Source organism: Candidatus Pelagibacter sp. HIMB1542, from assembly GCF_052047835.1.
GTDB lineage: Bacteria > Pseudomonadota > Alphaproteobacteria > Pelagibacterales > Pelagibacteraceae > Pelagibacter.
This window is the reverse complement of record NZ_JBNAJB010000002.1, coordinates 372,442-394,283: the sequence shown is the minus strand read 5'-3', so window position 1 is coordinate 394,283 and position 21,842 is coordinate 372,442. Positions and strand designations below refer to the sequence as shown.

Here is a 21,842-nt window from a genome sequence, read left to right as displayed (position 1 = left end):
ATTTAAATATGAAGTTATTTTTTATACTTGGCAATCAATTATTTCCAACAAAATACATTGACCGCTTCAAAAAAGACCATCTATTTTTTATGGCTGAAGATAAGGGTTTATGCACCTATGAAAAGCATCATAAACAAAAAATTTTATTATTTTTATCATCAATGCGATCTTATGCTGATGAGTTAAATAAAAATAAATTTAAATTAGACTATGTCAAAATTGAAGACAAAGAGTTTCATGATGATTATTTAAAAAAGTTAAAAAAAATTATTACTCAAAAAAAAATAAAAGAAATTTCTAGTTTCGAAGTAGAGGATAAATTTTTTGAAAAAAAAATTTCTCAATTTTTAAAAAAAGAAAAAATTAATTGGAATGTAATTCAAACACCAATGTTTTTAAATTCTAGAGAAGATTTTAAAAATTATTTATCAAAATCAAAAAAACCTTTTATGGCAACTTTCTACAAGGATGTTAGAAAAAAATCTGGAATATTGATGGGGTCAGATGGTAATCCAATCGGAGGTAAATGGAGTTTTGATGAAGATAACAGAAATAAATTACCAAAAGATATATCAATTCCTAAATTTCCAAAAATTAATGAAACTAGTCACACAAAAAAATTGAAGCCTATTATTGAGAAGGAATTTAAAAATCATCCAGGGAGTACAGAGAATTTTTGGTTTGCTACTGAATATGATGATGTAGTTAAACTTTTAAACTTTTTTATAAAAGAAAAATCTAATCTATTTGGTGATTATGAGGATGCTGTTGATCAAAAAGATAATGTTCTTTTTCATAGCGCTTTAAGTCCTTACATAAATTTAGGTATAATCACACCTGAATTTGTTATCCAAAAAATTTTAGATTTTCATAAAAAAAATAAAATTAGAATGAATTCTTTAGAAGGTTATATACGTCAGGTAATTGGTTGGAGGGAATTTATCCGTGGAATTTACCAGTCCTACTCACAAGAAATGGAAACTGGAAATTTTTTTAAACAGAATAGAAAAATGAGAAGTTCATGGTATGAGGGTTCAACTGGTCTTCCACCTTTAGATTATGCAATTAAAAATGCAGTCAATTATGGCTGGTCACATCACATTGAAAGATTAATGATCTTATCCAACATCATGAACCTTTGTGAGATAAAGCCCACAATTGTTTATAAGTGGTTTATGGAGATGTTTGTAGACTCATCAGATTGGGTAATGGTTCCCAATGTATATGGAATGGGATTGTTTAGTGACGGAGGGATTTTCGCGACTAAGCCATATATATGTGGATCTGCATATTTTATGAAAATGATGGACTTTAAGAAAGGAGATTGGTGTAACACCATGGATGGTCTTTATTGGAGATTCATAGACCGAAACAGAAAATTTTTTTTAAAAAATCCTCGTCTTTCAATGATGGTCCGTATCTTTGATAAAATGAAACCTGATAGAAAAAAATTAATTTTATCCGAAGCAGATAAATTTATTAAAGAAAATACAAACTAAATTTTATGTATATTGCCATTACTGGCTTAAAGCCAAAAAATTTTTTTTCAAAATTAAGATTTTGGTTGTTAGCAATCCCGTCTTTTAAGGCAGCACAAAAAGCCGAAGGAAATATATTTTGTGAAACAAAGCCATTTAACGGATACCAACATACTTTAACAGCTTGGAAAGATAGAGAACTAATGGTTAAATATTTAAATGGAACTCAGCACTTAAAAGCCATGCGAAACTTTAGAGCAATTGCAACAGGCTCTACATATGGTTATGAAAGCGATCATATTCCAACTTGGGATGAAGCTTTAGATCTTTGGAATAAAAATTTTAAAGAATATTAAATTGAAAAAACAAAACTTACCCACAAAAATATGTCCTGTATGTAAAAGACCATTTACGTGGCGAAAAAAATGGAAACTTAATTGGGATAAAGTAAAATATTGTTCCAAGAAGTGTTCTAAGCTAAATTAATTATAGTGAATATAATTGTACTACAACACATTAGAATAGAGGATCCAGGTTACATTAAAGATTTAATGCTATCTGATGGATTTAATTTAACCACAATAGAGTTAGACGAAGGTGAAAAAATACCAGAGGATCTTAGCAAATTTGATGGAATGTTTTGTATGGGAGGTCCAATGGATACCTATATGGAAAAAGAATATCCATGGTTAATTGAAGAAAAGAAAAGAATTAAAGAATTTGTTGTAGATTTGAGAAAACCATATTTAGGTTTTTGCTTGGGATGCCAATTATTAGGAGAGGTAGTAGGTGGTAAAGTTGTTAAATCAAATCCTGCAGAAATTGGTATTATGGATATTGATTTTTCTAAAGAAAAAGAAAACGATAATTTGTTTTCACAATTTCCTGATAAGATAAAAAGTTTACAATGGCATTCTTATGAGGTCCAAGGAATTGAAAAAAATAATGATATAACTTTATTGGCTTCCTCACCGATTACTAAGTATCAAATATTTAAATATCAAAACCACGCTTACGGAATTCAATTTCATATAGAAATAAAAGATACAACAGTCAATGAATGGGGATGCGTTCCTGAATACAAGAAAGCTTTAGAAGATCAGCTTGGTAATAATGCTTTAGAAAAATTTGATCAATCAGCAAAAGATAATATGAATGACATGAACAATTATTCTACAATACTTTATAATAACTTTAAAAAACTTCTATGATTTGCATAAAGACAGAAATACCTAATGAGCTAAACGATATAGATGATGAACTTAAAGCAATCTATCACAGCAAAGATACAGTTTGTTTTTACATTTTTAAAACAAGAGAGTTAAGAAATGAATTTTTAGAAAAAACAAAGGGTATGAATAAAAGTGAACGTGAAGAGATATATAAAAATTATGAATAATAAAATTTTTGAATGGTCAGGGGTTGTTACAGCAATATTATATTCTTTATTTGTGGCTTTAAACATAGGTATAGAATTTTTTGGTTTTTGCTTATTACTTTTGTCATCTATTTTAATCGGAATTTGGGCTTACATAGGTGGACACAAAGGAATTCTCTTACTGCAATTTTTTTATGCTACCGCTGGAATTATAGGTATGGTTCGATGGTTTTAGCTCAAGGTTGAAACAATTTTGGGAATATAATTTTTAAAATTAAAAAATCCTTTATTACAATATTGCCAAGCAAACTGATCAAGGCTTCTGTATAAATAATCTACCTTTAAATTATTTGAGTTTAAGAAGTCTAAATTTTCACCAACTGTAGGATACAAACCATAACAATTTTCAATGTTTGTCACTTCACTTATATCAATTAACTGAAAATCAATAGATTGATTTTTTAATCTTTGTCCTTGGTCTTCTAATAACTGAGATTTAAATTTCACTAATTTTTCACTGAGTTTTATAGATCTATTTTCATTTTTGTTAGAAACTAAGTAAATTTTCTTAAAGTTTTTTCCTTTAAAGTCAGTGATTTCAAATGAGAGATTATTATCAAAAATTAAAAGATTTTTTTCTTCAATATTTTGTGGATTAGTAAAATCTTTTTTTATTATTTGATAAGATTTTTCTGAGATCTTAGGAGGGGCATTTTCATTTAATTTTATGTTTTGAAATCTATTGTTCGTGAATTTTTTAATATTCCATTCACTAGCAAGATAGTGTTTGCCTTGAGTTTGGATACCCGCAACCCATCTCCATCCTAGAGTATTTGATGCAGCATCTCCATCATAAAGATTTTGCATGAAAAATTCTGCACCTAGTTGCCAAGGTAGTTCTAAGGTAAAAATCCAAATGCTAGCAAACCACATTCTTGTGTGATTATGCAAATAATTGTTTTCTTTTAGTTCTTTAACCCACTCATTGAAGCATTCAATATCTGTTTTTCCCTCAATTGCTGATAGGTAATTTTTATTATTTTGAAATTCATTTTTTATTTGATTTAATTCAATAAGATAATCTGTCCAAACATTTGGTCTTAGCTCTAACCAACCTTTCCAATAAGTTCTCCATAAAACTTCTTGAATAAATTTTTCATTTTTTGAAAAAGAAAATTTGCTTAGAGCTTTCTGGATGACCTCTTTTTCGTTAATAATTCCATGTGTTATGTATGGAGATAAGCAAGATATGTTATTTCTTTTTTCAGGACCAAAATCAAAATTTCTTAATTTAGAGTATTCTGCAAGACCGTTATCGATAAAATTATTTAATTGATTTAAGGCCTTAGCCCTTGAAGCTTCAAACATCATTTTAAATTATTTTGATTTTTTTTTCTTGAGACCCAATTTATCACTATGTCTCAATCTTAAGACAACAATTGCTCCAGCAATTAATAAAATCGCGACCGCTTCATAAACAAGTGCAGTAGGATCCATTTCTTTTCCTTGTAAAATAATAAATCGTGCAAGAGCAGTAATCGCAATAAGCAGTGGAAGGGTAATACTAATTGATTGTTGGTTCCAAAAAACTCTAACCATCGCTAGGACCTCTAGATAAAGAAACATTAATAGTAGATCAGCTAATGTTACAGATTGATTTAAGAACATATTTTTCATCTCAATTCCAACTGCAATAACTGTGCTGATTAAGATAATAACCATCAAAGCTAGTTGTAAGTTTTTCGCTATCTTGTCCATTATTTATCTTTACTAAATGGAAGCCATTTTTCAAAAACTGATTTTGACGGCCCATCATAAGGAATTGAATAAGAACTAGGATTAGGACTAGTTAATACTTCAATACCTTTTGAAAAAACAAATATAAATACTATCACAAAAACAATTACCATAATCTTAAATGGGTCAAAATTTTTAGTTTCAAATACACTGCTAGATCTTTCCTCTGCTTTATGAAATTGTTTAAAAGTCATATACACAGCAAAAATTAATCCTACATGCGCCACATAAAGACCTGCCCAACCAAATGCAAATGTTGTGTATGAGAATACATATAAACTGAAAACCGTAGTCCAAATAAAACTTAGAACTAAAAGAATTTGAAGTCTAACTGTTTTGGGTAGTGCTCTCAGATCATTTTTACTATCATCAAACAAAATGTTTGCAGCATCTTTCATCCAGTTTTTTAATGAGTCCATGTATTTAACATATAGTTTTAAAAAGTTATAACAAAGGAAAAATTGACTTAATTTTAGTTTAAGTTTGAATTTATTGCATTTTCCAATTGTGTTACACTTTGAGCACCTGATATAAAATCATTTCCTATCTCATAAAACGGAACACCACTTATATTTTTTTTTGTAGCAATTAATATTTTTGAATTTACATCCTCAATGTTTTTATCATTGATAAAATTTTTAAAGATCTCTTCAGAAATATCATGTTGTTTTGCAATATTGGTTAAAACATAAATATCTCCTATGTCGAGACCATCAATAAAATATGATTGATAAATTTTTTCTTTTATCTGGTTTTGTATATTAAATTTTTCACTCAAAATTATTAGCAAATGAGATAGAACTGTATTAGGAGTTTTTTTTATTTTATCTAAATTAAAATTCATTCCAGACTCTTTTGCTTTTAATTTCATATTTTCATACATAGGTTCTGCAAATTTTTTCCCACCAAATTTTATCTCAAGATATTTATCACGAGCTATTCCCTCTAGAGGCATATCTGGGTTTAATTGAAAAGGTATATGTTTAATTTCAAATTTTATGTTTGGAAATTTTTTAATCGCTGTATTTAAATTTTTATGACCTATGTAACACCATCCACAAATAGTGTCTGCGAATATATTTATTTCCATTTATTTATGAACGAAGTTTTTTCTTATGAAAATTAATAAATCTTTCAACATTAGATTTATTAAATGTTTTGTTTTCTTCAAAAGAAACTTTTTTCATAGAGTAGGCAGAACTATTTGTAATTCGAGACTCTATTATTACATTTCCTTTATAAAGTTTAAGTTTTACTGAGCCATTAACTTTGTTTCTTTTAAGATCTACAATTTTTTGAAGTTTGAATCTCTCTTTTGAATACCAATAACCATTATAAATAAGTTCAGCATATCTTGGCATAATCTGATCTTTTTTATGCATTGTTTCTTTATCTAAAGTTACGGACTCGATTGCTCTATGCGCATGAATTAATAAAGTTCCACCTGGTGTTTCGTATACACCTCGAGACTTTATTCCAATAAATCTGTTTTCAACTAAATCGACTCTTCCTATTCCATTTTTTCCAGCAATATTGTTCAATTTTTCTAATAGTTTTGAAGGAGACATTTTTTTTCCATTAATTGCAAAGGGATCTCCATTTTTAAAATTGATAGTAATAAATGAAGGCTTGTTTGGAGCTCTCTCAGGAGAAACTGTTCTTTGGAAAATAAATTCTGGCGCAGAATTTTTTGGATTTTCTAATACTTTCCCTTCCGTTGATGTATGAAATAAATTGTCATCTACTGAAAAAGGTGGAGCACCTTTTTTATCTTTTGGTATTGGTATCCCATGTTTTTTTGCATAGTTAATTAAATCAGTTCTTGATCTTAATTTCCAAATTCTCCATGGAGCAATAATTTTTATTTTTGGTCCAAAGTAATGATAACCTAATTCAAATCTTACTTGGTCGTTTCCTTTTCCTGTAGCGCCATGTGAAACTGCATTAGCTTTAAATTTTTTAGCAACTCTTATTTGGTCTTTGGCAATCAATGGTCTAGCAATAGAAGTACCTAATAGATACACCCCTTCATAAATTGCATGTCCTCTAATCATTGGATAAACGTAATCTTTTACAAAAACATCTTTTAAATCTTGGATAATAATATTTTTGACACCAAATTTTTTTGCATTCTTAAAAATTTTTTTTCTATCAATTTCTTGACCAACATCAGCAGTATAACAAATTACTTCAGCTTTATAATTTTCTTGAAGCCATTTTAAAATTATGGATGTATCTAAACCGCCTGAGTAGGCAAGTACAATTTTATTTTTTGATTTCATTTAATTATGTGCAAGCTTTTTTTGATGCATTGTAAGCTTTGGTAAATCCAAGCAAAGAATAATGATCAATTGTTTGGGATCCATTTTGATTGTAACCGGTAATCATTATTCTTGATCCCTTCTTCATTCTACTAATCATTTTTACTTCAATTTTGTTATCAGCAATCCATGCAAATCCTTGCTGCATTATATCAAACTTAAATTTGTTCTTTCCAGATGCTGCAATAACAGAATTCTTGTTATTAAATTCATATCCAGGAGTAACACTTACTTCATTTGAAATACTTTCTTCTGGTCTAAAAGTTACAAATAATTTTGCATCTCTTTTGTCTGATTTTGGTGCTTGAAGTACAGGTACTGATTGAGCAAAACATACTTTGCCATCAGGTTCATATGCTACCATTGCCTCCCAATCTTTATATTTACCAATTTTTTTTACTTCCTGAGCAAATAGATGATTTGAACTTAAGATAAATATAGTTGATAAAATTATTATTTTTTTAATTAAGGACATGGGTTTGGATAAATTGTTTGAACTTGATTGATTTCTTCAATGACATCATTAGATAAATTTACATTTACACTTTCTATATCTGATTTCAACTGCTCCATTGTAGTTGCACCTATAATTACACTTGTCATAAATTCTTGAATTTCACAGAATTTAATAGACATTTGAGTCATATTTAAATTGTGTTTTTCACAGATTTTAAAATAAAGTTCTACAGCAGCCTCTGTGTTGGGTTTTCTATATCTTGTCCAAAAATCAAAGTCTCTTTCCATTCTTGATCCTTTAGGAAAATTTTTATTTCTGTACTTTCCCGTTAAGTATCCACTTGCTAGAGGTGAATATGCAAGGCATCCAATTTTTTCTCTAATAGAAACCTCGGCTAATCCCACTTCATAAGATCTATTTAGTAAGCTGTATGGATTTTGAATAGACATCATTCTTGGTAAATTTTTATCTTTTGAAAGCTGCAAATAATTTAACGCTCCCCAAGGAGTTTCGTTTGAAAGACCAACGTATCTTATTTTCCCAGCTTTAATATATTTATCTAATTCCCCAAGAACATCTTCAAATTTATTCCAATCATTTTCTTTATGAACGTAACCAAGTCTTCCAAAATTATTTACATTTCTTTCTGGCCAATGAAGTTGATATAAATCAATATAATCTGTTTTAAGTCTTTTGAGACTATTGTTCAAAGCCGACTCTAAGTTTGGACCTGTAAAACTATTTTCTCCATTCCTTAAATAATCTCTTGCTGGACCAGCAACTTTCGTAGCTAAAATAACTTCATTTCTTTTTTTTGTTTTTTCAAACCAATTACCAATTATTTCTTCAGTGTCCCCATAAGTTTCTTTACGAGGAGGAACTGCATACAATTCAGCTGTGTCCCAAAAATTTACTCCATTGCCTAAAGCAAAGTCCATTTGTTCAAATGCTTCATCTTGAGTATTTTGTTCTCCCCAAGTCATTGTACCGAGACAAATTGTACTTACATCAAGATCGGTATTTCCCAATTTTTTGTAATTCATTAATGTTTTATGTTAACTTTTTATTAATCTTTTAAGGTGTCTTGAATAATTATTAAAAGACTATTATATGTAGCATATTATGGAATTTGATAAAAACGGAATATTAAACAGAGCAAAAGCAGCGCAACAAACTGCAGCTGTAATGGATGAAGGCTTAAGAGCCTACATGTTAAAAGTTTACAACTATATGGCAACAGGTGTGTTGTTAACAGGGATCATTGCATTAATGACATTTAAGATGTCAGTCGTGACTGATCAATCAGGAGCAATTGTTGGATTAACACAAATGGGGAATGCAATCTATTTGTCAGGACTTAAATGGTTAGTAATGCTGGCTCCTTTAGGTATCGTTTTTTACATGAGTTTTGGAATTAATAAGATGAGCGCTTCAAAAGCTCAAACAACATTTTGGGTGTTTGCAGCTTTAATGGGTCTTTCATTGTCTTCAATCTTATTAGTTTATACTGGCTTGAGTGTTACTAGAGTGTTTTTCATAACATCAGCAACTTTTGGAGCGATGAGTATTTATGGTTATACAACAAAAAGAGATTTAACTAAGTTTGGCTCATTTTTAATGATGGGATTGATTGGTATAATTATTGCATCAATCGTTAATATTTTCTTGAAGTCTTCAATGATGTACTTTGTAATTTCAATTTTAGGTGTTTTAATTTTCGTAGGTTTAACAGCCTATGATACTCAAAAAATTAAAAACATGTATGTTGCAAGTGACTCTGGTGAAATCATTGGAAAAAAAGCTGTCATGGGTGCTTTAACATTATACCTAGACTTTATTAATCTATTTATAATGTTGTTAAGACTTTTTGGTCAAAGACGATAGTTTATTTTTGAAGTTTCTTCCAATTAGTATTTTTAAGTAAAGACTTAAGCTCATAAGAATTTTTTAAAATCTTACCGCTTGTGTCTGTGATTAAGTATTTTAAATTTTTATTTTTTGGCTTAAAATTTTTACAAATTTTATAGAGCGCATTCTCTGCTGCATTCCTAAATACACTAAAGCTAACTTGTTTGCTTGATATGTTGAGACCATAATCTTTCCAAGAGCCTTCGGAAACCATCTTTGCATAAAGATCTAAAATAATTTTAAGCTCATCTTTTTCAAAAAATTGTTTTTCCTCTATTTTATTATGTGGATTGTTTACTACTAATCTTAAGTTATTACGCATCTATTTTATGTTTATTTATTAAAGGTACCTGAAATCCAGTAAACACTATTGTTATTGGAAGCATTCCCCATACTTTAAAATTAACCCAAAATTCTTCAGTTTGTGTTCTCCATACAAATTCATTTAAAAATGCAAGACCAAAGAAAAAAAACATCCATCTTCGATTTAAAATTTCCCATCCGATATCTGACAAAGGTATTGATTTCCCCATAACTTTTTTAAGCACTGGTTCTTTCGTAAAGTATTTTCCAAAATATAAAGCTAAAGCAAACATGATATTTATTATTGTTGGTTTTACATAAATAAATATTGGATCATTAAAGTAGATAGTGAGGCCTCCAAAAAAAGTTATTAGAATTCCACTTAACAGAGGCATTGGTGGAATTTTTTTTTCAAAAAACCAAACAACAGCCAATGCAATAATAGTTGCAACTATTAAGGGAGGAATTGCTACTGATAAATTTTTTCCACTGTTGTAATAATAGAAAAAAAATATTGCTAGTGGTCCAAAATCAGTAACAAATTTTAAAAAAGATTTATTCACTTAAAAGATATTAACATATTTGCCACATCACAAAACATTAATATTTTTTACATTGATTTTTATTTTTAAATACCCATACTAACTAACATGGCAATCCAAAAAGCTAAATTCTCAATTGGAGATATTGTTAAACATAAGCACTTCGAATTTAGGGGTGTTATTTATGATGTAGATTTCGAGTTTAACAATTCAGAGGAATGGTATCAGTCTATTCCAAAAAATGTTAGACCAAGAAAAGATCAGCCTTTTTATCATCTACTTGCCGAAAATGACGAAATCACTTACGAAGCTTATGTTTCAGAGCAAAATCTTTTGATGGACGATTCAGACGAGCCTATAAAACATCCGTTAATTGAAGAAATTTTTTCAGGTAAAAAAGGCTCAAGTTATTTCAAGCTTTCTAATTAGCTATCATTATTCAAACACATTTATTTCCAATCTAGGCCACACTAATTTTTTATAAAATAGTCATATTCTGATCAAGAGTGTTAAAAGTTAATCTTTCTTTATTATCTCCCCCTCTTCATTCTTGATCAGATAATTTTTCACAATAGTATTTTCAAAATAAATCCCTAAATTAGAGTTATGTTTAAACTTTTAGAGCCAAATAAAATTTTTCAAATTACTTCGAAGGCGCCAAAATATGTTTTATTTTTATTTGTTGTTGTTCTATCTGTTGGATTAGTTGAAGCACTAATATTGTCTCCAGAAGATTACAAGCAGAGTGACGCTGTTAGAATTATGTATGTTCATGTTCCTGCTGCATGGATTTCTCTTGGAATTTTTTCTTCGATAACTGTTTTGTCAATTTCAGGATTTATTTTTAAAAACAAAAATTTTTTTTTAATATCCAAAAGTTTAGCACCTTCAGGTTTTGTTTTTAACATAATTGCTTTGGTAACAGGTTCTATTTGGGGGAAACCAACTTGGGGAACATGGTGGGCTTGGGATGCGAGGATTACTTCGATGTTAATTTTAGCTCTATTTTATGCTCTATACCTAATCTCTTGGAGAATTTATGAAAATGAAGAAAAAGTATTTAAAATCTCAACCTTTATTACCATTCTTGGAATTATCAATGTGCCAATAATTAAGTACTCTGTTGATTGGTGGAACACACTTCACCAACCTGCCTCAATAAATATCTTGTCTAAAAGCTCAATTCATTCATCAATGCTTTATCCTTTATTAATAATGACTGCGGCATTTGCTCTATTTTCGTTGTTAATTTTCTTAATGAAATATAATACAGAACTGATAAAAATTAAAAATAAAGGTTTAGATAGACTATGATTAACGACTTATTGTTTATGAATGGATATGCAGTATACGTGTTATCTGCATTTGGTTTTACTTTATTAAGTTTCCTAAGTTTATATTTAGTAACAAAAGTTCAATTTATTAAAGAACAAAGTAAATTTGTTGCTAAATTTGGATCACTTAACACTGAACAAGCTAATTCTGCAAAATCACAAAGAATAAATAAAGAAATTTTAGCTGACGCAACAAACAACTAATTTTTGATCGATGTATGGTCGAAAAGTTAAGTTAAGATTTCTATTTGTTTCGACTATTTTATTAATTTTAATATTAACTGTTTTTTTAGTTCTAAAATCTTTAGAAGAAAACGTTGTTTATTTTCAATCTCCTTCAGAGATTAAGTCATTAACTGAGCTTACAAATAATAAAATTAGAGTAGGTGGAATGGTTAAAAAAAATTCTATTAATATGAATTCTAATGAAGTGAATTTTATTATTACAGATTTTAAAAATGAGATTAATGTTACTTATTCAGGTGCTGTCCCAAATTTATTTGAAGAAGGAAAGGGAGTTGTGGCCGAAGGTGTTTTGAAAGACAGAAATTTCTTTTCAGCAACAAAAATTTTAGCAAAGCATGATGAAAATTATATGCCTCCCGAGGTTAAAGCTGCATTGGAGGAAAATTAATTGATTTATAGTGTTGTTGGATATTATGCACTTATTTTAGGATTAATTAGTGGTTCAATTTTGATTTATTTTTCAATTCAAAATTTTAGAAATTCAGAAATTTTGGATACTAAAATATTATCATTATCATTTTTACAATTATTTTTTGTTGTTGTTAGTTTTTTTGGTTTAGTTTTATCTTTTGTAGTTTCAGATTTTAGTAACGAAACTGTATTTAGTAATTCCCATACTACTAAACCTTTGTTTTACAAAATTACAGGAACCTGGGGGAACCATGAGGGTAGTTTGTTATTGTGGTTGTTGGTTTTAACATTATTCATTTTCATTTTTTTATTAAGAACAAATAATCAATCAATAAAATATAAAACTCTAACAACAATATTTCAGCAGATAATAATTATTGGTTTTTTTATATTTTTATTAAAAACTTCTAATCCATTTAATTACTTATTCCCAATTCCTGAAGAAGGTTTAGGTTTAAACCCAATATTGCAAGATCCTGCATTAGCAATTCATCCACCTATTCTATATTTAGGCTATGTTGGTTCATCAATAATATTTTCTTCCGCATTAGCAGCAACAACTTTAAAAATGGTTTCTGGAAGCTGGGCAGCTCATATAAAAAAATGGACTTTAATTTCATGGATATTTTTAACGTTAGGAATTTTACTAGGTTCTATTTGGGCATATTATGAACTTGGGTGGGGAGGATTTTGGTTTTGGGATCCAGTTGAAAATGTATCTCTTATGCCCTGGTTAGCATTGACCACATTGTTACATTGTATATTAGTTTTAGAGAAAAAATCGATTTTAACCTCTTGGGTTATAATTTTATCTATTGCTACATTTACACTTAGTATGTGTGGAACTTTCTTAGTCAGATCAGGTATCCTTAATTCAGTTCATACTTTCGCTAACGACCCTGAAAGAGGTCTGTTCATATTAATATTTTTATTTGTTCTAATTTTTATTTCTTTATTTATTTTTTTCTTTTTTCATAAAGAGGGTCAAAAAAATTCAATAAATCTTTTTTGGTTAAGTAAAGAAAGTGCGATTATATTGAATAATTGGTTCATGATGTATTTTTTATCTGTGGTTTTAATTGGTACAGTGTATCCAATTTTTTTAGATGTAATTTCTTCAGAAAAAATATCAGTCGGTCCACCGTTCTATCATAAACTAATTATCCCTTTCTTAATTCCATTTTTAATCGCTATGGCGATTGGACCTCAATTGAAATGGATTAAATCTAACTTAGAGAGTAAAAAAATTCTTATATTTTTATTATTTATATCAATTTTAATATCTTATTTGATTGTTAAGAATTTTGATAAAAATTTACTTGTAAACACTATTTTAATCTCAAGTGCATTTTATTTGTTTTTTATTACTGTGAGGGATTTTTTTACAAAAAAATATAAAAACATTTCTCAAACTATTGCTCACTTTGGATTTAGCTTATTAATTTTAAGTATTTTATTTAATAATTTGCTTTCTAGCGAAGTAATAACCAATCTTAAAATTGGTCAGAGTTATGAAAACTCAAAAATTAAAATTACACTTGAAGATGTAAACCAGAGAAGTGAAAAAAATTACAACTCAGTGGTAGCAAATTTTAAAATAATTTCTTCAGATGGAAAAATTAATAAAATGTCTCCAGAGTTAAGAATTTACAATCAGCCAAATATAGTAACTAGCGAAGCTGATATTAAAACTTCTTTAATGAAAGATAAATTTATTGTCATAAACTTAGTGCAAAATCAGGAATATTTTAATGTTAGATATCAAGACAAACCTTTTATGCTTTGGATATGGGTATCAGTATTATTATTAAGTATTGGTGGAATATTAAGTTTTTTAAAAAAGAGAATATGAAAAATAAATTAATACCTTCAATAGTAATAATAAGTTTTATAATTATTTTTTTAATATTTTATAAAGGTTTGCAAAATACAAATATTTATACTCCCAAGTCAGAAATAAAAAAAGATATACCAATTTTTTCTAGTATTAAGTTTAACACTAAAGAAAATGTTAATTCATCAGAAATATTTAATTCAAATAAATTTTATTTATTAAACATATGGGCCTCGTGGTGTGTACCCTGTAGACAAGAACATTCTTATTTAATGAAATTAAGTGAAAACAATAAAGTAACTTTAATTGGATTAAATTATAAAGATAATTTTAATAATGCTCAAAATTTTCTAATAAAATTAGGAAATCCCTACGAAACAATTTTATTAGATGAAGATGGTACAATTTCAATAGAGTGGGGGGCATATGGTGTGCCAGAAACTTTTTTGATCCATAAAAATAAAATAGTTGCAAAATACATTGGACCATTAAATGAAAAATTAATTAACGAAATTAACTCGATAATAAAATGAAAATTTTAAAAATTGCTTTAATTATTTTATTATTAATTCCAAAAATATCATTTGCTAGTGATCAGCTTGAAAGAAATAAGATTACGAAAAATTTAAGATGTTTAATTTGTCAGGGTCAATCTGTGTATGATTCTGATTCAGATTTTGCAAATAGCATGAAAATTTTAGTTGATAAAAAACTTGAGGAAGGATTATCTGAAAACCAAATTTATGATTTTTTTAAAGAAAAATACGGAGAATGGATTTTGTATGATCCTGGTTTAAATAAAAATACTTATATTCTTTGGTTATTGCCAATATTGATATTTTTACTTGGAGGTGCAATAATCCTCAAAAAACTAAAATTTAAAAATTAATCCAAAATGCATTTAAAAAAAATTCTGATTTTACTTATATTTCTAGCGTTTCCGATTTCATCAAATGCAGAGGAAATTAAACAGAGAGATTTAAATACTGAGTTTAACGTTTATACTGGGATGTTTGATTTTAGTGACGATGGAAAAAAATCAGAATTAATTGGCTTTCAGCATCAAAATGAAAACTTAAATAGAGATACTTTTCTTGGAAATTTATCACCTATTACTGGTGCTCTTATAACTGCAGATAGTGCGGCTTATGTTTATACAGGAGTAGAAGCACAATATAAAATAGGTTCTTTAAATTTTAATCCAAGTTTTACTCCAGGATTATATCACGAAGGTGATGGAAAAGACTTAGGTCACGTTTTAGAATTTAAATCTGAGTTACAAATTTCTTTAGATATGTCTGAGAGCAGTCAATTTGGTTTTTCATATAATCATATATCTAATGCAAGTATAGGAGATAAAAATCCTGGGGCAAATAGTTATATGTTTAATTTCTTTAAAAGCTTCTAATACACTTTTATGAATTTAAATGATTGCTATAATTTTGATGACTTTAGAAAATTAGCCAAGAAAAAATTACCAGCACCAATATTTCATTATATTGATGGAGGTGCTGATGATGAAATAACTTTAAACAGAAATACAGATTCGTTTAACGACTGTGATTTAGTTCCTAATATTTTAAACAGTGTTGGAGAGCCAGATTTATCTACAACAGTTTTTGGTAGAAAAATTGATATGCCTCTATTTTTGTCTCCTACAGCGATGCAAAGTTTGTATGACCCAGAAGGTGATAAAGCTTCTGCTAGAGCAGCAGAAAAATTTAATACAATTTATAGCATGTCAACAATGGCATCATTCTCTATAGAAGAAGTTGCGAATGTTTCTAGCGGTCCAAAACTATTTCAACTTTATATCCATAAGGATAAATCAATTACTGATGATTTAATTGATAGATGTAGCAGAGCAAATTTTGACGGTATGTGCATTACTGTTGATACATTAGTTGCAGGAAATAGAGAAAGAGATCATAGAACTGGTTTTACTACTCCACCTAAATTTACATTAGATAGTTTATTAAGTTTTGCCATGAGACCTGGTTGGGTTTTTAAATATTTTACTAATAAAAAATTTGAGTTAGCAAATATTAAAAACAAAACCGACAAAGGAACAAACATAGCTAAATCAGTAATGGATTATATAAATGAGCAATATGATCCAGCAATGAATTGGAAAGATGCAGAATACTGTATTAAAAAATGGAATAAACCAATGGCACTAAAAGGTGTGATGTCTGTTGAAGATGCAAAGAGAGCAATTGATATAGGTTGTACAGCAATAATGATATCTAATCATGGCGGAAGACAATTGGATGGATCGAGATCACCTTTTGATCAAGTTAAAGCAATTTCAGATGCAGTAGGCGATAAGTTAGAAATTATTCTAGATGGTGGAGTAAGAAGAGGAACGCATGTTTTAAAAGCTCTTGCAGCTGGTGCAACAGCTTGTAGTTTTGGAAAAGCATTTCTTTTTAGTTTGGGCGCTGGAGGACAACAAGGTGTTGAAAGATTACTAGAGAACATGCAAAAAGAAATTAGAAGAAATATGATTTTGATGGGCTGTAAATCTGTAAAAGATCTTGATGAATCAAAAATAATCTACAGAAATTAAGATAAATTAAGGAAATTCAAATTTTATCTTAATAGACAATTAACTTAATTTATGTATATTTTCCAACTTTATTATGAAACTAGCAGCGTCACTTGATAGACTTGGAACAGAAAGTGCTTTTTCAGTTTTAGCAGAAGCTAAAAAATTAGAAGCACAAGGAAACCCAATGATACATCTTGGGTTGGGTCAGCCAGATTTTAAAACACCTAAACATGTAGTTGAAGCTGCAAAGAAAGCTTTAGATGATGGTCACCATGGCTATGTTCTTTCAAATGGAATTTTAGAGTGCAGACAAGCGGTTACTAGATGGATCAAGAAAAGATATAACGCTGAAGTAGATCCAGAAAGAATTATCATAATGCCAGGTGGTAAACCTACAATGCATTATGCAATACAATGTTTTGGTGAGCCTGGAGCTGAAATTATTCATCCAACACCAGCTTTTCCCATTTATGAGTCTATGATTAATTATACAGGCTCTACTGCTGTACCTTATGATTTAACAGAAGATAAAGATTTAAAATTTAGTGCAGATAAAATTTTATCTTTAATAACTGAAAAAACTAGATTGTTAATTTTAATTAATCCTAATAATCCAACTGGAAGTTTTGTTGAGAAATCTGAAATTGATAAATTAGCAGAGGGTTTAAAAAAACATCCTCATGTGACTATCCTAAGTGATGAAATTTACAGTAGACAAATATTTGACAATAAAGAAATGCCAACATTCTTTAACTATCCTGAGTTAAGAGAAAGACTAATTGTTTTAGAAGGCTGGAGTAAAGCTTACTCAATGACAGGTTGGAGATTAGGTTGGAGTTTTTGGCCACAAAATTTAATAGAACATATTAATAAATTACTAATCAATAGTGTTTCTTGTGTTAATGCTGCAGCTCAATTTGCAGGAATAGCAGCACTTGATGGGCCAGATGATTCAATCGACTTGATGATGGAAAAATTTACACAAAGAAGAAAATTAATTCACGAAGGACTGAATAGTCTACCCGGAGTAGAATGCAGTTTACCAGGGGGAGCATTTTATGCATTTCCAAAAGTTATAGGTACCGGAATGGATGGTTCTGAGTTTTGTAAAAGAGCTATGCATGAAGCAGGTGTTGCTATTGTCCCAGGCACGGCATTTGGAAAAACATGCAAAGATTACGTAAGATTTAGCTTTGCTGCATCTCAGGATAACATTTCTAACGCATTGGAAAATATCAAAAAAATGCTAGGTTAAGCTATGTCTGAAATAGCTTTGCCAAAAATTGATAGGTCTATTGTATCTAATAAATCTCAAATAGTAAAAAAACTATCAAGTTTAACTAACCCAGAAAATGTTTTAAGCGAAGCTGATGAATTGAGACCTTATGAAACTGATGCTCTTTCAGTTTATACCCAAACGCCTTTAGCTGTGGTCTTGCCTGAAAACACTAAAGAAGTTAGCGAAATTCTTAAATATTGCAATGAAGAAAATATCAAAGTAGTTCCAAGAGGAGCTGGCACAGGCTTATCTGGTGGAGCATTACCTTTGCAAGATGCCATCCTTTTAGGTTTAGGAAAATTTAATAAAATTTTAGAAATTGATTATGAGAATAAATGTGTGATTACTCAACCTGGTGTTACTAATTTAGGAATTACTCATGCTGTAGAACATAAGGGTTTTTATTATGCTCCAGATCCATCTAGTCAATTAGCATGCTCAATAGGTGGTAATGTGGCTGAAAATTCAGGTGGTGTTCATTCTTTAAAATATGGAACCACTACAAACAATATTTTAGGTGTAGAAATGGTAATGATGGATGGAACCATTTGTAAAATTGGAGGAAAATCTTTTGATCAAGAAGGGTACGATCTAATGGGATTAATTTGTGGCTCAGAAGGATTATTAGGCGTTGTTACTGAAGTAACTGTTAAGATTCTGAAAAAACCAGAAGTAGTTAAAGCAGCTTTAATTGGTTTTCCATCTATTAAAGAAGGAGGGGATGCAGCGTCTGAAATAATTTCAAGCGGAATAGTTCCTGCTGGAATGGAAATTATGGACAAAGCTCTTATTGAAGCAACAGATAATTTTAGCAAAGCTGGTTATCCAAGAGATGCCGAATTATTATTAATTGTTGAACTTGATGGAACAGAGTCAGAAGTAAATGAGTTGATTAAAAAAGTTGAGATAATTTGTAAAAAAAATAATTGTTCAAGTTTAAAATTAAGCAAAAATGAAAAAGAAAGACTATCTTTTTGGGCTGGAAGAAAAGCTGCTTTTCCAGCATGTGGTGCGATGGCCCCAGATTATTACTGTATGGATGGCTCAATACCTAGAGGTAAACTTGCAGAAGCTTTACTTGAAATAAAAAAACTTTCAGAAAAATATAATTTACCAGTTGCAAATTGCTTTCATGCTGGTGATGGAAATTTACATCCACTAATTATGTTTGATGGAAATGATAAAGAGCAGTTAAGAAAAACTGAAGAGTTTGGATCAGAAATATTAAAAACTTGCGTAAGACTTGGAGGAGTAATCACAGGAGAACATGGAGTTGGTATCGAAAAAAGAGAGCTTATGTGTGAGATGTTTAATGATAATGATATTCAACAACAGTTAGATATTAAAAAATCATTAGACGAAAAAAACTTGTTAAATCCTGGAAAAGTATATCCTATTCTTAGAAAGTGCGCAGAGGAAGGAAGGGTTCATGTCCATAAAAGCAAAGATAAATTCCCAGATCTTCCAAGATTCTAATAATATCTATTATCCAAAAAATGAGAGTGAAGTTTCAGAATTAATTAGAGAACTTTACAAAAAAGACTCTCCTACAGAAATAATAGGAAATAATTCTAAAAGCTTCATAGGAAATAAAGCTCAATCAGCAAATACAATGTCACTTTCGAAGTTAACAGGCATAATAGATTACAGACCTGAAGAACTGTATATTAAAGTAAAGGCTTGCACACCAATTGAAGAAGTTGAAAAAATACTTGATGAAAATAATCAGGAATTAGCTTTCGAGCCTATTGATTTTGGTTATATAAAAAATGGTGCATCTAACAAAGGAACAGTTGCAGGTTATTTATCTTGTAATTATGCAGGCTCAAGAAGATTTAAAGTTGGAAGTGTTAGAGATCATGTGTTGGGTTTTAAAGGAGTAAATGGCAAAGGGGATATTATTAAGTCAGGTGGTACAGTAGTTAAAAATGTTACTGGTTATGATTTGTCAAAACTTATAGCTGGATCCTTCGGCACCTTAGTAGCTTTAACAGAAATCACTTTAAAGGTTTTACCAAAAAAAGATTCTTCAAATACAATTGCAATTTATATTGATAAATCTGAGGAAATTTTTGATTTATTTATTAAGTTATCAAGTTCAAGCAGTGAAATATCAGGAGCAGTGTATGTTCCAAATAAATCAAAGGATGATGATTTTTTAAAGAAAAAAAATTCTGTATTTAAATTTAATGATTTAAAATCTAATACTTCTTTTCTAGCTTTTAGAGTAGAGGGAGATAAAATTTCAATTAAGGAAAAAATTAAAAATTTAAGTAAAGAGCTTGAACTTGATAAATTTGAAACTTCGACTTTAGATGTTTATCAGTCAGAACCATTTTGGCAAAAAATTAATAATTTAGAAATTTTTGAGAATACAAAAAATAATTTAATCAGAATGGTTATTCCTCCAGCAAAAGGATCAAATTTATTTAAATTTTTAGATAATAAATATAAATATTTTGTAGATTGGTGTGGATCATTATTTTGGATAGAAGTTGATGAACAAAAAGAAGAAAAAATAAAAGAGCTAAAAAAAATAGCTCTGGAGTCTGGTGGTTATTTAACTGTAATAAAAACTTCTGCAGATTATGATTATGGAGAATCAATTTTTACAGTCGATGATATACGTTTGATGATTTCAGAAAAAATTAAGAAAAGTTTTGATCCAAAAAGAATTTTAAACCCTGGAAAAATGTATAGAGGAATTTAATGCAGACAAAATTTACTGAACAGCAACTTAAAGACTCTGATAATTTTGCTACAGAAAAAGTATTTAAAAAGTGTGTTCACTGTGGAATGTGTAATGCTACTTGTCCCACACATCAGCTGTTAGGTGATGAATTGGATGGACCAAGAGGTAGAATTTATCTTATTAAAGACATGTTGGAAAATAATAGAAAACCAACCGAAAAAGTTGTTAAGCATATTGATCGTTGTCTTTCATGTTATAGCTGTATGACTACTTGTCCAGCCGGTGTTAATTACATGCACATCATAGATCATGGAAAAAAATATATTGAAAAAAATTATGAAAGATCTTTTTTTGATAAACTAATTAGATATTTTTTATCAATCACTTTACCAAATGTTAAAGTATTTAGACTCTCAAGTTTTTTTGGTAAATTGGCAATGCCATTCAAATTCTTAATGCCTACAAAGATTAAAGACATGATTGAATTAATGCCAACAACTTTTCCAAAAAAAACTTTACCTATCAAAGAGATTTATAAAGTTTCAGACAAGAAAAGAATAGCAAGAGTTGCTCTATTAACTGGATGTGTGCAAAAAGAAATTTCACCCCAAATAAATGAAGCAACAATTAGATTGTTAAATAGACATGGGGTTGAAGTTGTAGTTCCAAAAAAAATTCGTTGCTGTGGATCTTTAAATCACCATCTAGGAAAAGAAGAGGATGCTCATCAAGATTTTAAAAACAATATAAATACTTGGTATGAGGAGCATCAAAAGGGAAATTTAGATGCAATTTTATCTAATACATCGGGTTGCGGAACTACCATGAAGGATTATGGTTTTATTTTTAGAGATGACAAAGAGTTAAGTAAAAAAGCCAAAGTCATATCAGATCTTACAAGAGATATTTCTGAATATATTTTTGAAAGTTTAAAGCTAAATATAAAATCTAAAGGAAAGAAATATAAAGTTGCTTATCACTCTGCATGTTCAATGCAGCATGGTCAAAAAGTTCATTCACAACCAATTTCATTACTTGAAAAAACTGACAATGAAATAATGGAAATTCCACAAGGACATATTTGTTGTGGATCAGCTGGAACTTATAATATTTTACAATCAAAAATTGCAAAACAACTATTAAAAAATAAGGTAAATAACATTGAAAGTTTAAATCCTGATTTTATTTCAACAGGAAATATTGGTTGTATTACCCAAATTTCTCATGGTACTAAAGTCCCAATTTTACATACAATTGAAGTTTTAGATTGGTACACAGGCGGTCCCAAACCTGAAATTTTAAAATAGGGGT

General features: G+C 29.1%; 29 protein-coding genes. 20 read left to right on the top strand and 9 right to left on the bottom strand.

Annotation, left to right across the window (positions count from 1 at the left end; genetic code table 11):
- The first annotated feature begins 8 nt into the window (after nt 1-8).
- The 6 genes from ACTTBI_RS06345 to ACTTBI_RS06320 are packed head-to-tail and all read left to right on the top strand — an operon-like array spanning nt 9 to nt 3,091.
- Nucleotides 9-1,499, top strand: a complete 1,491-nt coding sequence (locus ACTTBI_RS06345) for a cryptochrome/photolyase family protein (protein ID WP_440653195.1) — start codon at nt 9-11, stop codon at nt 1,497-1,499.
- Between the two features lie 5 nt (nt 1,500-1,504).
- On the top strand, nt 1,505-1,834 hold the full coding sequence (locus ACTTBI_RS06340; RefSeq protein WP_440619124.1) for a hypothetical protein: 330 nt from the start codon (nt 1,505-1,507) through the stop codon (nt 1,832-1,834).
- 1 nt (nt 1,835) lies between these two features.
- Nucleotides 1,836-1,964, top strand: a complete 129-nt coding sequence (locus ACTTBI_RS06335; protein WP_440613643.1) for a DUF2256 domain-containing protein — start codon at nt 1,836-1,838, stop codon at nt 1,962-1,964.
- A gap of 5 nt (nt 1,965-1,969) precedes the next feature.
- The gene (locus ACTTBI_RS06330) at nt 1,970-2,689 is read left to right on the top strand and encodes a type 1 glutamine amidotransferase (protein WP_440653193.1); all 720 of its coding nucleotides are present in this window, start codon (nt 1,970-1,972) and stop codon (nt 2,687-2,689) included.
- The gene (locus tag ACTTBI_RS06325) at nt 2,686-2,877 is read left to right on the top strand and encodes a hypothetical protein (protein ID WP_262589953.1); all 192 of its coding nucleotides are present in this window, start codon (nt 2,686-2,688) and stop codon (nt 2,875-2,877) included. The genes ACTTBI_RS06330 and ACTTBI_RS06325 overlap by 4 nt, the downstream gene beginning before the upstream one ends.
- Complete coding sequence (locus ACTTBI_RS06320; RefSeq protein WP_440653191.1) at nt 2,870-3,091, top strand: hypothetical protein; 222 nt, start codon at nt 2,870-2,872, stop codon at nt 3,089-3,091. Before ACTTBI_RS06325 ends, ACTTBI_RS06320 begins: the two co-directional genes overlap by 8 nt.
- Here the strand turns inward: ACTTBI_RS06320 and ACTTBI_RS06315 are convergent.
- The 7 genes from ACTTBI_RS06315 to ACTTBI_RS06285 are packed head-to-tail and all read right to left on the bottom strand — an operon-like array spanning nt 3,088 to nt 8,474.
- The gene (locus ACTTBI_RS06315) at nt 3,088-4,227 is read right to left on the bottom strand and encodes an FAD-binding domain-containing protein (RefSeq protein ID WP_440653190.1); all 1,140 of its coding nucleotides are present in this window, start codon (nt 4,225-4,227) and stop codon (nt 3,088-3,090) included. The genes ACTTBI_RS06320 and ACTTBI_RS06315 overlap by 4 nt on opposite strands.
- A 6-nt stretch (nt 4,228-4,233) precedes the next feature.
- Complete coding sequence (locus ACTTBI_RS06310) at nt 4,234-4,614, bottom strand: phosphate-starvation-inducible PsiE family protein (protein WP_075504930.1); 381 nt, start codon at nt 4,612-4,614, stop codon at nt 4,234-4,236.
- The gene (locus ACTTBI_RS06305; RefSeq protein WP_262589950.1) at nt 4,614-5,072 is read right to left on the bottom strand and encodes a hypothetical protein; all 459 of its coding nucleotides are present in this window, start codon (nt 5,070-5,072) and stop codon (nt 4,614-4,616) included. The genes ACTTBI_RS06310 and ACTTBI_RS06305 overlap by 1 nt, the downstream gene beginning before the upstream one ends.
- A 53-nt stretch (nt 5,073-5,125) precedes the next feature.
- On the bottom strand, nt 5,126-5,743 hold the full coding sequence (locus ACTTBI_RS06300; protein ID WP_440653189.1) for a DsbA family oxidoreductase: 618 nt from the start codon (nt 5,741-5,743) through the stop codon (nt 5,126-5,128).
- Nucleotides 5,744-5,747: 4 nt separating this feature from the next.
- Entirely contained in the window at nt 5,748-6,935 is a 1,188-nt protein-coding gene (locus tag ACTTBI_RS06295; RefSeq protein ID WP_440653188.1) for an argininosuccinate synthase, read from the bottom strand.
- 4 nt (nt 6,936-6,939) lie between these two features.
- Nucleotides 6,940-7,449 carry an invasion associated locus B family protein gene (locus ACTTBI_RS06290; RefSeq protein WP_440653187.1) on the bottom strand — a complete coding sequence of 170 codons (510 nt, stop codon included), beginning with the start codon at nt 7,447-7,449 and terminating at the stop codon, nt 6,940-6,942.
- On the bottom strand, nt 7,440-8,474 hold the full coding sequence (locus ACTTBI_RS06285; protein ID WP_440619112.1) for an aldo/keto reductase: 1,035 nt from the start codon (nt 8,472-8,474) through the stop codon (nt 7,440-7,442). The genes ACTTBI_RS06290 and ACTTBI_RS06285 overlap by 10 nt, the downstream gene beginning before the upstream one ends.
- A 79-nt stretch (nt 8,475-8,553) precedes the next feature.
- Here ACTTBI_RS06285 and ACTTBI_RS06280 point away from each other — a divergent pair, with 79 nt between their 5' ends.
- Nucleotides 8,554-9,315, top strand: a complete 762-nt coding sequence (locus ACTTBI_RS06280) for a Bax inhibitor-1/YccA family protein (RefSeq protein ID WP_440619111.1) — start codon at nt 8,554-8,556, stop codon at nt 9,313-9,315.
- Nucleotide 9,316: 1 nt separating this feature from the next.
- Here ACTTBI_RS06280 and ACTTBI_RS06275 read toward each other — a convergent pair whose 3' ends face one another.
- Together ACTTBI_RS06275 and ACTTBI_RS06270 are read right to left on the bottom strand one after the other, a co-directional pair.
- On the bottom strand, nt 9,317-9,661 hold the full coding sequence (locus tag ACTTBI_RS06275) for a DUF2794 domain-containing protein (RefSeq protein ID WP_440613652.1): 345 nt from the start codon (nt 9,659-9,661) through the stop codon (nt 9,317-9,319).
- Nucleotides 9,654-10,205, bottom strand: a complete 552-nt coding sequence (locus tag ACTTBI_RS06270; protein ID WP_440653185.1) for a septation protein A — start codon at nt 10,203-10,205, stop codon at nt 9,654-9,656. Before ACTTBI_RS06270 ends, ACTTBI_RS06275 begins: the two co-directional genes overlap by 8 nt.
- Nucleotides 10,206-10,292: 87 nt before the next feature.
- Here ACTTBI_RS06270 and hspQ point away from each other — a divergent pair, with 87 nt between their 5' ends.
- The 13 genes from hspQ (at nt 10,293) to glcF (ending at nt 21,838) form a co-directional block, all read left to right on the top strand.
- Nucleotides 10,293-10,613, top strand: coding sequence for a heat shock protein HspQ (gene hspQ / locus ACTTBI_RS06265; protein WP_262589942.1), 321 nt, complete (start codon nt 10,293-10,295; stop codon nt 10,611-10,613).
- Nucleotides 10,614-10,790: 177 nt separating this feature from the next.
- On the top strand, nt 10,791-11,498 hold the full coding sequence (ccmC, locus tag ACTTBI_RS06260; RefSeq protein ID WP_428078967.1) for a heme ABC transporter permease CcmC: 708 nt from the start codon (nt 10,791-10,793) through the stop codon (nt 11,496-11,498).
- Nucleotides 11,495-11,722: a heme exporter protein CcmD gene (locus ACTTBI_RS06255; RefSeq protein WP_440619108.1), complete on the top strand. Its 228-nt coding sequence runs from the start codon at nt 11,495-11,497 to the stop codon at nt 11,720-11,722. The genes ccmC and ACTTBI_RS06255 overlap by 4 nt, the downstream gene beginning before the upstream one ends.
- Before the next feature lie 10 nt (nt 11,723-11,732).
- Nucleotides 11,733-12,152, top strand: a complete 420-nt coding sequence (gene ccmE, locus ACTTBI_RS06250) for a cytochrome c maturation protein CcmE (protein ID WP_440619107.1) — start codon at nt 11,733-11,735, stop codon at nt 12,150-12,152.
- Nucleotides 12,153-14,027 (top strand): heme lyase CcmF/NrfE family subunit, encoded by a 1,875-nt coding sequence (locus ACTTBI_RS06245; protein WP_440653184.1) that lies wholly within the window; start codon nt 12,153-12,155, stop codon nt 14,025-14,027. It begins immediately after the preceding gene.
- Nucleotides 14,024-14,542, top strand: a complete 519-nt coding sequence (locus ACTTBI_RS06240) for a DsbE family thiol:disulfide interchange protein (protein WP_440653183.1) — start codon at nt 14,024-14,026, stop codon at nt 14,540-14,542. The genes ACTTBI_RS06245 and ACTTBI_RS06240 overlap by 4 nt, the downstream gene beginning before the upstream one ends.
- Nucleotides 14,539-14,898, top strand: a complete 360-nt coding sequence (locus tag ACTTBI_RS06235) for a cytochrome c-type biogenesis protein (RefSeq protein WP_440619104.1) — start codon at nt 14,539-14,541, stop codon at nt 14,896-14,898. The genes ACTTBI_RS06240 and ACTTBI_RS06235 overlap by 4 nt, the downstream gene beginning before the upstream one ends.
- Before the next feature lie 6 nt (nt 14,899-14,904).
- Entirely contained in the window at nt 14,905-15,417 is a 513-nt protein-coding gene (locus ACTTBI_RS06230; RefSeq protein ID WP_440613658.1) for an acyloxyacyl hydrolase, read from the top strand.
- A 9-nt stretch (nt 15,418-15,426) separates the two neighbouring features.
- Nucleotides 15,427-16,578 carry an alpha-hydroxy acid oxidase gene (locus ACTTBI_RS06225; RefSeq protein WP_440653181.1) on the top strand — a complete coding sequence of 384 codons (1,152 nt, stop codon included), beginning with the start codon at nt 15,427-15,429 and terminating at the stop codon, nt 16,576-16,578.
- A gap of 73 nt (nt 16,579-16,651) precedes the next feature.
- Nucleotides 16,652-17,815, top strand: a complete 1,164-nt coding sequence (locus tag ACTTBI_RS06220) for a pyridoxal phosphate-dependent aminotransferase (RefSeq protein WP_440653179.1) — start codon at nt 16,652-16,654, stop codon at nt 17,813-17,815.
- Between the two features lie 3 nt (nt 17,816-17,818).
- Nucleotides 17,819-19,315 carry an FAD-linked oxidase C-terminal domain-containing protein gene (locus tag ACTTBI_RS06215; RefSeq protein ID WP_440635392.1) on the top strand — a complete coding sequence of 499 codons (1,497 nt, stop codon included), beginning with the start codon at nt 17,819-17,821 and terminating at the stop codon, nt 19,313-19,315.
- Nucleotides 19,269-20,549, top strand: coding sequence for an FAD-binding protein (locus tag ACTTBI_RS06210; RefSeq protein WP_440653178.1), 1,281 nt, complete (start codon nt 19,269-19,271; stop codon nt 20,547-20,549). Before ACTTBI_RS06215 ends, ACTTBI_RS06210 begins: the two co-directional genes overlap by 47 nt.
- The gene (gene glcF, locus ACTTBI_RS06205; protein ID WP_440653176.1) at nt 20,549-21,838 is read left to right on the top strand and encodes a glycolate oxidase subunit GlcF; all 1,290 of its coding nucleotides are present in this window, start codon (nt 20,549-20,551) and stop codon (nt 21,836-21,838) included. Before ACTTBI_RS06210 ends, glcF begins: the two co-directional genes overlap by 1 nt.
- The last annotated feature ends 4 nt before the right edge of the window (nt 21,839-21,842 follow it).

Bases quoted from the DNA above. Each gene is read 5' to 3' on its own strand.
- ACTTBI_RS06345 (WP_440653195.1), top strand. From the start codon at position 9: ATGAAGTTATTTTTTATACTTGGCAATCAATTATTTCCAACAAAATAC.
- ACTTBI_RS06340 (WP_440619124.1), top strand. From the start codon at position 1,505: ATGTATATTGCCATTACTGGCTTAAAGCCAAAAAATTTTTTTTCAAAA.
- ACTTBI_RS06325 (WP_262589953.1), top strand. From the start codon at position 2,686: ATGATTTGCATAAAGACAGAAATACCTAATGAGCTAAACGATATAGAT.
- ACTTBI_RS06320 (WP_440653191.1), top strand. From the start codon at position 2,870: ATGAATAATAAAATTTTTGAATGGTCAGGGGTTGTTACAGCAATATTA.
- ACTTBI_RS06315 (WP_440653190.1), bottom strand. From the start codon at position 4,227: ATGATGTTTGAAGCTTCAAGGGCTAAGGCCTTAAATCAATTAAATAAT.
- ACTTBI_RS06310 (WP_075504930.1), bottom strand. From the start codon at position 4,614: ATGGACAAGATAGCGAAAAACTTACAACTAGCTTTGATGGTTATTATC.
- ACTTBI_RS06305 (WP_262589950.1), bottom strand. From the start codon at position 5,072: ATGGACTCATTAAAAAACTGGATGAAAGATGCTGCAAACATTTTGTTT.
- ACTTBI_RS06300 (WP_440653189.1), bottom strand. From the start codon at position 5,743: ATGGAAATAAATATATTCGCAGACACTATTTGTGGATGGTGTTACATA.
- ACTTBI_RS06295 (WP_440653188.1), bottom strand. From the start codon at position 6,935: ATGAAATCAAAAAATAAAATTGTACTTGCCTACTCAGGCGGTTTAGAT.
- ACTTBI_RS06290 (WP_440653187.1), bottom strand. From the start codon at position 7,449: ATGTCCTTAATTAAAAAAATAATAATTTTATCAACTATATTTATCTTA.
- ACTTBI_RS06285 (WP_440619112.1), bottom strand. From the start codon at position 8,474: ATGAATTACAAAAAATTGGGAAATACCGATCTTGATGTAAGTACAATT.
- ACTTBI_RS06280 (WP_440619111.1), top strand. From the start codon at position 8,554: ATGGAATTTGATAAAAACGGAATATTAAACAGAGCAAAAGCAGCGCAA.
- ACTTBI_RS06275 (WP_440613652.1), bottom strand. From the start codon at position 9,661: ATGCGTAATAACTTAAGATTAGTAGTAAACAATCCACATAATAAAATA.
- hspQ (WP_262589942.1), top strand. From the start codon at position 10,293: ATGGCAATCCAAAAAGCTAAATTCTCAATTGGAGATATTGTTAAACAT.
- ccmC (WP_428078967.1), top strand. From the start codon at position 10,791: ATGTTTAAACTTTTAGAGCCAAATAAAATTTTTCAAATTACTTCGAAG.
- ACTTBI_RS06255 (WP_440619108.1), top strand. From the start codon at position 11,495: ATGATTAACGACTTATTGTTTATGAATGGATATGCAGTATACGTGTTA.
- ccmE (WP_440619107.1), top strand. From the start codon at position 11,733: ATGTATGGTCGAAAAGTTAAGTTAAGATTTCTATTTGTTTCGACTATT.
- ACTTBI_RS06240 (WP_440653183.1), top strand. From the start codon at position 14,024: ATGAAAAATAAATTAATACCTTCAATAGTAATAATAAGTTTTATAATT.
- ACTTBI_RS06235 (WP_440619104.1), top strand. From the start codon at position 14,539: ATGAAAATTTTAAAAATTGCTTTAATTATTTTATTATTAATTCCAAAA.
- ACTTBI_RS06230 (WP_440613658.1), top strand. From the start codon at position 14,905: ATGCATTTAAAAAAAATTCTGATTTTACTTATATTTCTAGCGTTTCCG.
- ACTTBI_RS06225 (WP_440653181.1), top strand. From the start codon at position 15,427: ATGAATTTAAATGATTGCTATAATTTTGATGACTTTAGAAAATTAGCC.
- ACTTBI_RS06220 (WP_440653179.1), top strand. From the start codon at position 16,652: ATGAAACTAGCAGCGTCACTTGATAGACTTGGAACAGAAAGTGCTTTT.
- ACTTBI_RS06215 (WP_440635392.1), top strand. From the start codon at position 17,819: ATGTCTGAAATAGCTTTGCCAAAAATTGATAGGTCTATTGTATCTAAT.
- ACTTBI_RS06210 (WP_440653178.1), top strand. From the start codon at position 19,269: ATGTCCATAAAAGCAAAGATAAATTCCCAGATCTTCCAAGATTCTAAT.
- glcF (WP_440653176.1), top strand. From the start codon at position 20,549: ATGCAGACAAAATTTACTGAACAGCAACTTAAAGACTCTGATAATTTT.